This is a genomic window from Pedobacter sp., assembly GCF_045628745.1.
Taxonomy (GTDB): domain Bacteria; phylum Bacteroidota; class Bacteroidia; order Sphingobacteriales; family Sphingobacteriaceae; genus Pedobacter.
Map to the genome: position 1 here is coordinate 1 of NZ_JAZQPU010000102.1, position 9916 is coordinate 9916.

General features: G+C 39.6%; 7 protein-coding genes. All 7 read right to left on the bottom strand.

Annotated elements, in window-relative coordinates:
* A partial coding sequence (locus ACR2F7_RS04360) for a DUF4369 domain-containing protein (protein WP_432712369.1) occupies nucleotides 1-677 on the bottom strand: 677 nt, incomplete at its 3' end.
* Between the two features lie 18 nt (nucleotides 678-695).
* Complete coding sequence (locus tag ACR2F7_RS04365; RefSeq protein ID WP_432712370.1) at nucleotides 696-2261, bottom strand: PKD-like family lipoprotein; 1566 nt, start codon at nucleotides 2259-2261, stop codon at nucleotides 696-698.
* 43 nt (nucleotides 2262-2304) lie between these two features.
* Nucleotides 2305-3159, bottom strand: coding sequence for a DUF4843 domain-containing protein (locus ACR2F7_RS04370; protein ID WP_432712371.1), 855 nt, complete (start codon nucleotides 3157-3159; stop codon nucleotides 2305-2307).
* Nucleotides 3160-3174: 15 nt separating this feature from the next.
* Nucleotides 3175-4647 (bottom strand): RagB/SusD family nutrient uptake outer membrane protein, encoded by a 1473-nt coding sequence (locus ACR2F7_RS04375; protein WP_432712372.1) that lies wholly within the window; start codon nucleotides 4645-4647, stop codon nucleotides 3175-3177.
* Nucleotides 4648-4665: 18 nt separating this feature from the next.
* On the bottom strand, nucleotides 4666-8013 hold the full coding sequence (locus ACR2F7_RS04380) for a SusC/RagA family TonB-linked outer membrane protein (protein WP_432712373.1): 3348 nt from the start codon (nucleotides 8011-8013) through the stop codon (nucleotides 4666-4668).
* A 140-nt stretch (nucleotides 8014-8153) separates the two neighbouring features.
* Complete coding sequence (locus tag ACR2F7_RS04385) at nucleotides 8154-9308, bottom strand: FecR family protein (RefSeq protein ID WP_432712374.1); 1155 nt, start codon at nucleotides 9306-9308, stop codon at nucleotides 8154-8156.
* Nucleotides 9309-9367: 59 nt separating this feature from the next.
* Nucleotides 9368-9916 (bottom strand): RNA polymerase sigma-70 factor (locus ACR2F7_RS04390; protein ID WP_432712375.1); only part of this gene is annotated, 549 nt, incomplete at its 5' end.

A 9916-nucleotide genomic window follows, 5' to 3' on the forward strand; every position in this document is an offset into this window, starting at 1 on the left:
AATTCTTTCTTAAACTGTTTTCCAACTGGAGTTTCCTTCAATTTTTCACTTAGGTTTTCAAAGTAAGGGAGTGTGGTGCTCTTTGAACTTGACCTATTTTTAACATTATTCACTAAATGATAAAGCGTTACATAGGAATCGGGATGGTTCTTCGCAAATTGATGAATAGTATTTACTCTGTTTACACTTAATTGCTTAACAGCTTTCATCATATCTTGTATATAGGCTTCTTTCTCCGGTCCTTTAGGCATACTACTTAGCGTATGGATCATGGTGCTTAGCTTTTGCTCATCATCCGACATCAATTTCGAAAGGATGTCTTGTTCTTCAGCTAGTTTTGTGCCCGTAATCAGCGCGTTTTTTAAAGAATCCTTTGTGGATACCCTAACTGTTCCTTGAGAGAGAAATAAGGCAATGCGATCACCCATTCCTGGCTTGTTCATGCTTATTGTACCCAGTGTAGGTTCTGAAACCTTTCCATGAAATTTAAAAATCCCTTTTTTTACCTGGAAACTGTCTATTGTTTGCTTGTCATTTTGACTTATGTATAACTTAACAAAAGCGCCGTTATATTTAGAGTTTACTTTTCCTTCGATCTTAAAATCCCCGGCCTGTGTAAAGGCGGCCAGGGGACTTAAGCAAAGTGCAAATATCATTTTGATCTGGATGCAGTTCATCTTTTTATATTTAATTGGTTAATTGAGCCCGCGCCAGTTGATGTCTTTGATTTTGACCATGTTGGTCCAGGTGCTGTTTTCCTGAGGCAAAAGCTCTACTACATTCGGATTGGATCCTACTATAAAACGGCGTAAAGTGCCCTTCGTCGAGCTGTTATAGGTAGCAATATATAAGCTATTGGTGGCGTAATTTATTTGTGTATCGAACTTTAGCATGGTGATCGGATCATTACCGATTGATGGAAATTCATATACTCTTTCTTTCCCAGGGTTGTAGTCATAAGCATAGAGTCTATTGCCTACTGAATAGAAAATTACCGTACGGTTGGATGAAAATGCATAAAAGTCTGCTTTGTCAAAGTTGGTGGCTATGGATGAAATAGTGTAAGCGCCAATTCTAGCAGGGGCACTTCCATTGGCATAGAATTTATATACATAATGCACATTTGCAGCATTCTTCATAATGGCAAAGCTAATCCCATTGGCATAACCACTTTCAACTGCTCGGGTGTTTTCGGCATAGACTAACTTTCGGCCTGTTTTTGCCTGATTCCAGGGAAATGGTTCTGTACCATCATCTTTATCTGTCAACACTGCGGCGGGGTTTGTTGAGCCAAGTGAGGTGTAATTTAAAAACCGTTGATTTTTAATGTCATACCACATAAACGACGACATATTGTTGATAGGATACAGGAGGTAAGGTGCAGCAACAAGGCGCACGCTAGGTGCATCACTGGCCTTATTAACCGGATTAGTATAAAAGTCCCCACCATTGATTGCCAGGTAGCAGGCAAAGATATCACCAGCTTTTGTTAAAATTACACGATAACTTGAGCCTCCGGATGAAGTATTATATCCATTGGCTTGCATCACTTGAGGGGCAATGACAACAGGATGAAGTGTTGCCTGATCAATGGACTCTGAAGCGTAGATTAATCTGCTGAAAGTATTTGCAGGCGTACTTTTTAAAGTTACTCGATCCAAATAATACGATTGTGTCTTTGTGTTTACCCAAAGTTTGATATAAGGGTCATAGGTGCCACCAGTATGGAAAAAATTAACGGGCTCACGTAAGCGCGGTAAGCCACTTTCTGATAAAAGATGCTTAAAATGTATCGTATCATTTAACATCGAGAGCATCTCTGCTTCTGCATAACCCTCCTCGTCTTCACCCATGATTAATAAACCGCGTGAAAATGCTGTGCTTACATTTAATGTGATGTTTGACATACCTTTGATCCCGGTTTTTTTATCCAATACCCTATAGTAGAGATTATAAGGACCAGGATTTAATAATATGGGATAATGCAGGTTTTTTTCACGACCGATGGTATCAAATATCTTCGGTCCGGATGATAATACCCAGGCATAACTATAGCGGTTAATGTCCCCATCATCTAAAGTAGCGTCTATTGTTGGGTTGAGATGTAGTGTATCTAGCGTGCGTCTTAGGTTAATGGTACTTGCAACGCCGCTAATCTTTAATTCATTAATGTCATGGTATTCATAAACGCCTATGTCTTTACTACAGGAAGCTGCAAAGAGAAGGGATATAAGTATAAGTGTATAATGATGTATTTTCATGTGGTGGTTCTAAATTTGTTGAAACTATACTATTTGCTGCCGATTAAGGAGTTGGCACGTAAGGCACTCCTACAATTGAGGTCCATGGTACTGAACCGAAAAACATCAGGCGTCCATCCGCTTCCAATACAGGGTTTTTTGCATTGAAACGTTCGATTAAAATCGCTGCAGCGTCTGCACCTATAAGCGCTACTCTAGCCAAAGGCATAGTTTCGCTGCTGGCAAAATCCTCATAGGTTAAACCCAGATATTCGGTTAGGAATTCCATTTTTTTACGTGTAAATATACCAAAGGCACCACCTTCTTTATTTCCGGCCTGCAGAGAACCTAACCAAAGTCCAGGTGTTACCATGAAGTCGTTGATTCTTAGGGTATGCAGGCTTGCATCGAATTTTGCAACAATGGTACCGCCATTAAGTGCTGGTATTGCATTCCATTCCGGGAAGGATAAAACAAAATCCTTGGTAGGAAGCAATCGTAAGCCTAAGGTTTTATTTTCATCTTCTAAATCGGGCGTGCGCATAATTTTAACAGTAATTGTAGCTGTAGAAGAGCCAGCCCGTACAGTCCAGAACTCCTGTACTGCTTCATAGTGTTTTCCTAAAATGGCTGTGGTAGAATCTGGATTTACTTCTACCCGGAAACTGCGGTCATAGTTTTTAACAGGACCTGATATATCAACTTTCACGGGAAACTCAACTACATCTTTTTTGATTTGGATAAATTCTACATTGCTATAGGGTTGATAAGGCCATTTATTTTGGTCACTGTTTGGACTGCCGTGCCTTACACCAAAGTAAACCCCTTCTTTACCTTCGTAGGACATTATTTCTTTTTCACAGCCCATAAAGATGATGGCAAATTGAAAAAGGATCATATAAACTAATATTTTTTTCATGTTGTTTAATTTAGATTATTGCCTTTGTGAGGTTTCACTTTCTGGTAATGGAATGATATAATTGTTGAGTAACATGGCTTTATCAGGTGTTCCAGGAACGGTATTGTGGTTCGGAATATTTAAATAAGAATTTCTTTTATAGAAAAAGAACTGTTGCCCTTCCCCAAGCATTTCTCTCCGGTGCTCATTACCAATTTGGGTGAGCCGTGCGGCAGGTGTAGCTGCAACTAAATCTACAGCATTGCGTGCTGTCCGTAATTTGTTTAAATAGCTCATCCCTGTTGCCTGATCAGGATGACATTCAGCGGCAATTAATAATACTTCTGACAGGCGGATCATGGGAATCATGTACCGGCCCGGGCCATTTACAACTTCTGCATATTTCATATTGGTCAAAGCAGTAATCGTTCCTGAGGATACATTTTGCCAGATTTTTCTACGGTAATCATTGGCATCATCATAAGTTGCATTCACACGTGTTACCGTAACGTTTTCTCCAGTAAAAGATAATTTAGAAGCTACATTCAGGCTCACATCAAAAACTCTTTTGTGCATCTCAACCCGATTGATGTCGTACAAGGCGAACATCACTTCAGTAGAAAATACACGATCCGGCAATGTTGCATGATTTACATTGGCAGCTGTAACATAAGGAAAAACTATCTTACCTGTTTTTTGCACTTCCTGAAGCAAAGACTCAGCATGAATCAATGCTTCTGCCTTATTTCCTTGCCATAGATAGGCGCGGGCCAGCAGCGCTTTAGTGGCATAGTAATTTAATCTGTATTGACGGTAATACAGTTCGTTACTGCCAGATGGATTACTGGCATTGCGTACACCTTCTGTTCTGATAGGGTCGGTGTTCTCCATCAATAACAAAGCTGCCTGAAGGTCATTAGTGATTGCCTTCATCACTTCTTCGGAACCTAATAATGGAGAAATTTCGAAGCCAGTTTTATTGACATAAGGGATAGCTGGCTTTGTTTTGTTTTGATCGGAATAAATGGGGCCGAACAAGCGTAGCATGTCTAGATGAAAAAGTGCCCGCAGCGCGAGGGTTTCACCTTTAATTAATCCATAATAAGGTTCTGGTAAGGCATCGCTAGGGGCATCACCACATTTTTCCAAAATCACATTACAGTTGGCGATGAGCTCATAAGCTTTTTTCCACGCATTGTTGAAGGTGGCTTTAACTTTCTCATCTGTATAAACAAAAGTGGTGTAAGGAAAGTATTTGTGCGTAGTTCCATTTAGATAATAGTATTGGGCCAATACATCTACAGTTCCTGTAGTCATTTCCTGACCATACAGTGAAGCATTTGTCATTTCTACATAAACGCCATTTAATGCTTTTAAGTAACCCTCTTTATTGATAAAGAGCTGATCTTCCCCAAGTCGGTCAGTTGGTTTTACATCTACCCACTTATTACAGGAGAGTGAAAACAAACTTAATAAAAGGCAAAGCTGTATTTTATATATAGTTTTCATGTTTTATATTAAAAATTTTTAAAAACGGATTGCTAATGAGAATGACATCGAACGTGCAAAAGGATAATCAAGTCCTCGTTCGTTTTTGATCGTGGATACGTAGAATATATCGTTCATATATGCTCTCACAGTGAATGATGATGCATAAAGTGATTTTAACCAGGACGCAGTGCTGTTTTCGTATCCTAATGAAAAGGATTCACCAACCAATGAATTATTATCCTGTACAAAGCGCGACGATATAGGCGTTACTTCGGTTGTTGAGATCGCTTTAAAACGGGCATTGTCTCCTGGTTGTTGCCATCGTTCATATAAAGCCCGGCGATCTTGATTTAAGGCAACATTAGTAGCGGTAATATTCTCCACTTTATCATATAATGTTTTCATAAATTCTTGTCCGCCAAATCGGTATCTCATATTGGCCGATGCAAGAAAACCCTTGTAAGAAATGCTGGTACCAAATACACCTTCCATGTTTGGATCACTGTTACCTACAATAACTTCATCTTTATAATCATGTACGAAAGTTTGCTCATTATTTCTATTCAAAAAAACCTCTCGGCCTGTAGTTGGGTCTATCCCCAGTGACCGAACTGCCCATAAATCTGAAGGACTTCCACCATCATAATACCTGATCAGGTTTCGGCTCTTGTTGGCGTCATTAAAATTGGATAACTGATTCCCCATTTTTTGATACTCAGACTTTAGCTGTCTCATGTTGAGATTTACTCTCCAATTGAGCTGCTTTGTTCTGAAGATGCTGTAGTCTGTTGTAATGGTGAATCCCCTTGTAATTTGAGAACCAATGTTTTGTGCTACACGCTCTATACCTGTGGAGGTAGGAAGAGATACATAAACCAATAAGGGATCTGTAGTTTTTACAAAGTAATCTGCATTAATACGGAATCTGTTGTTAAGTACAACCAAATCTAAACCAATATTGCGGTCTAAGGTTGTTTGCCATTGTAAATTTTTGTTGCCCATATTATTAATGAGGGTACTGGCACCAAAAGGATTTCGATTTTCATTATTGTACCGGTAAATGCGCATAGAAATGTAATCATCGAAATTTTGATTGCCTGGATTTCCTATGGACCCACGTAAGCGAAGTTGATCGATCCATTTTAAATTGCCTTCTTTAATAAACGCTTCATTGTGGATATTCCAACCCAGTCCCGTAGACCAGATATTCGAGAAGCGTCTTTCGGATCCGTAAATAGATGACCCATCAGACCTGATTGTGAAATCTACTAAGAACCTTTGGTCAAATGAATAACCTGTATTCATGAAAAAACTAGCACCACGGCGTTTTGCTTCCTGGTAATCGGCACGTTTGCCTTCAGGATACCCCAAAGCGAAATTAGGATTGGAAAACTCATCATCAGTAAAACCGATGACCTGGAAAGCACTTTGCTGCCGGGTAGATTGTTCCATTCGCATCCCTGCTACCATGTTCAGCGTATGTTTTTCGGCAAACACTTTTCCAAAAGTCAAACTGAAATCACCGTCGTAATTCATGTTTTTACCATTGGTTTCACTATATTTCCCTTTTTCTAACGCATCTATTGTCTCAAACTCTATATTAAATGGGGAGCGGAAAATTTCATCATGTGTATTTAAACTACGGAGACCAAAACGCCCACGTGCACGCAGAGATTCCAGTATACGCCATTCCATTTCCAGGTTATTTGTAAATCCCTGAGATTCCTGTTGATTGATATTTAAATTGCTCTGGTCGTAAAGCGGACTATAGATAGGCGCTCTGCCAATACTCCCCGTTGCACGATAGTCTTCTAAAACCTTATTCACATTCCCCAATGCATCATATTTACGATAATAGGGATTGGCACGCGAAAAGCTGGAAAACGGAGAAGTCTCTTTATTAGAAAGTACATTGTCTATACTCAAGGAGTTGTTGACAGAGAAATTGCCCTTTCTGTATAACAATCGTATATTTCCATTGGTTGCCCTTCGATCTGAACCCTCCATGACACCAGGTGTAAGGCCATAGTTCATGGAGGCACTGTACCGCAGGTTGGCATCACCTCCCTCTGCAAATAGTGTATGTCTTTGTGTTACTGCTGTACGAAGTGGCTCATTAGCCCAATAAGTATCGACCCCTCTACGTACTTCTTTTAAACGATTAAAATAGCTGGCTTCATTATTAAGGTTGGCGCCGAGGATAAGTTCTCCATCCTTATTAAGTCTGCCATAAAAACCAGATAAATACTCAAACTGTAATTTTTCTTCTGCATTCATCAGGTTATAGTCACTCAGGTCTGCGAAACTAACTGTTGAGTTAAAGTTGTAACTCACCCTGAGCTGTCCGGCTGTAGGTCTCTTCGTTTCAATTACTACGATACCATTTGCAGCTTTTGAACCATAAATAGCAGTAGCAGAAGCATCTTTCAACACCGTGATGCTTTCTACACGATCCATACTCAAATCGCTGATAATAGCCAAAGTCGTTTCGAAACCGTCCAATATAAATAAGGGTTGGTTGGGATTGGCACTATATTCATCTGTAAGGCCAATTACGCTACTTTTTCCTCTAATTTCAATATCGGGTAAGCGGTTAGGGTCCGATCCAAAAAGATTGTTATCGATGATAGCAAATGAAGGATCGAGGGTTTTTAAACTTTGCAAAATTCCTTGGTTACCCACTACTTTTAAATCCTGTGCCGTATATCTGGCAGAAGATCCAGTAAAGGCTTCCCGATCCCGTTGAAAAATACCAGTAACAACTACCTCCTTCATGGAATCCTCTTTAAGTTCCATTTCAATGTTAAGTTTAACTTGTTTTTGGTAGGTCACTTCTTTTGCTTTCATCGCAATATGGGAAAACACTAAAATTTGTTTAGTGCTAGTAACAGGAATAGTTAAGCTGTATTCTCCTTTACTATTGGTCTGCGTACGTAAATTACTGCCCTTTAAAAGAACGGTGACACCCTCAAGTGGCAGACGTGTCTCAGCATCCCGCACTAATCCGGTCAGGATCTGTTGCTGAGCGGTAGCAGAAGTAGAGACCTCTGTGTGTGGATCTGGTAATGTGCCAAATAACGAGATCGTTTTATCTTCGATTTCATATCCTATTGATTGGTTCTGGAGTACTTTTTCCATAAACTCTTTTAAGGGTATGTTTTTTACATCTATAGATACTGGTTTACTGGATGCCAATAGTTTCTTTGTGCCAAACACAGTATAGCCACTTTGGTTTCTTATGGCTTCGATTACTGCAGAAAAAGGAATGTTCTTTCCTTTTAACGTGATCTGTTGCGAAAAGCTGGAGGCACTAACGGTTGTTAATCCAGCGAAAAGTAGGAGCATGATTATTTTCATCACTCGTGTTAAGTAAGATTTAGTCATTAATTTAGGTTGGTTTGTTGATGGAATAGCTGCCAGAGCGTTTTTAAGTAGACTGTTCTCCGCTAGGCGCTAATGGAATGATGGCAGTTGGTCGGTTGAGTAAGGTTTATTTCATATGTTGCTTGTTTAGGTGATAGAATCTATTTATTTCCTGTTATGGTTAGGGTACGATTGGTGGTATTAAGTTTATAATTAATTTGTGCCACATTCAGCAAACGCAATACAAGACTAATTTTCTGGTTGCGGAAAGCATCACCGACCAGTTCTTCGCTGGGAATTCCATTTTCGTAAATAATATCCAGATCATACCAGCGGCCAATTTCATTCATGGTTTCTTCAAAGGTTTTTCCATCAAAGCTGAATTTTCCGTCGCGCCATGCCGTAAAATTATTCACATTGACGTTTTTGATTTGTGTTTTACCGGAAAGGGTAACTGCTTGTTGATTAGGCATCAGGATGAACCTGTTTTGTTGATCACTGACCGCAACTTTCCCTTCCACAAGTGTAGTCTTTACGGCCACTTGTTCTGGATAGGCCGACATGTTAAATTGTGTGCCCAGTACTTCCACTTGCTGCCCTTTGCTGATGACTTTAAATGGTACTTTTTCTCCACTATTCTTATAAATAGATTTCACCTGAAAATAGGCTTCACCCTGAAGTTCAACTACTCGTTCTTTAGGATCGAACTTTATTGGATATTTTAAAGTGGAAGCGGCATTAAGCCAAACTTTTGTGCCATCTTGTAAAATGATGCTGTAAGTTCCTCCGCGTGGGGTTTCCAAACTAATTAATTGGTTGCCATTGTCTGATTGATTAACGGCTGCATCTTCCACAGGCATGCCGTTACTATAAGTGATTTTATCATCGGTTATGATTCCTGGCTGGCTGCTGCTTAATGCTATTTTCTTGCCATTGGCAAGGGTGAGCGTGGCCTTGTTTCCCCCGGGTTCTACTGCTGTCTTAACTACTTCTGTTTTTTGCCCAGGTTTTTCATTTTGCTGTACCATCCATATACTCATGGCGATTAGAAGAACTGCTGCAGCTGCAGCAATCCATTTCAGTTGAGGATACAGTTTTTTTGATTTCGGTTGTTCGTCGGCAAGTTTAGCCAGTAAGGTGCTCAGCATTCTTGATTTAACTTCCTGAAAAGATTCATTGTGCTGACTAGGAATAACGGCAGATTCGTCATCATGACTATTGTACCAATCCGTTAAAATCTGGAGTTCATCAGGAGTGATGTTGCCAGTATTAAATTTATATACTAAATGCTCTATGTATTCGGTTGGTTGGGACATGCTATTGCTTTTCTATATACATAGACAGAAAAACATAAGGTAGGGGTGAGTCGGTTATTTTATTTTTGAAAAAAAGAATAAAACAGGAGGATGGCAATCAATACACCAAGATTGCCCTGGATATCTTTATTTGCTTTTTTAAGGTGTGACTTGACGGTGTTTTCCGAAAGGTTAAGTGTTTTTGAAATTTCTTTATTTGAAAATCCTTCCTGTCGACTAAGTTTAAAAACAAGCTGACATTGAGGGGGTAATGCATTTATTGAATTGTCTATCTGCTCCTGTAATTCACGTAAAATCAGCTGTCGCTCGGGAGAAAATAAGTTAATGTCGGCAGTAGGAATATAACTTTCAGATTTAATTCGTTCCCGATACCTGCGGTCGAGCATATTAAACGATTGATTGCGTATGGCACGGGTTAAATAGTTAGATAGTTCGACTTTTTCAAGGGAAAAACTATGGCGTATTTTCCATAGTTTGTAAAAAACATCCTGAACACATTCTTCAGCTTCTTCCTGACTCCCCAAACGATTGAAGGCAACGATCATCATTTTTGCCCAGTAACGCTCATAAACTTCCACCAATACACGTTCATCATTTCTCTGCATCAG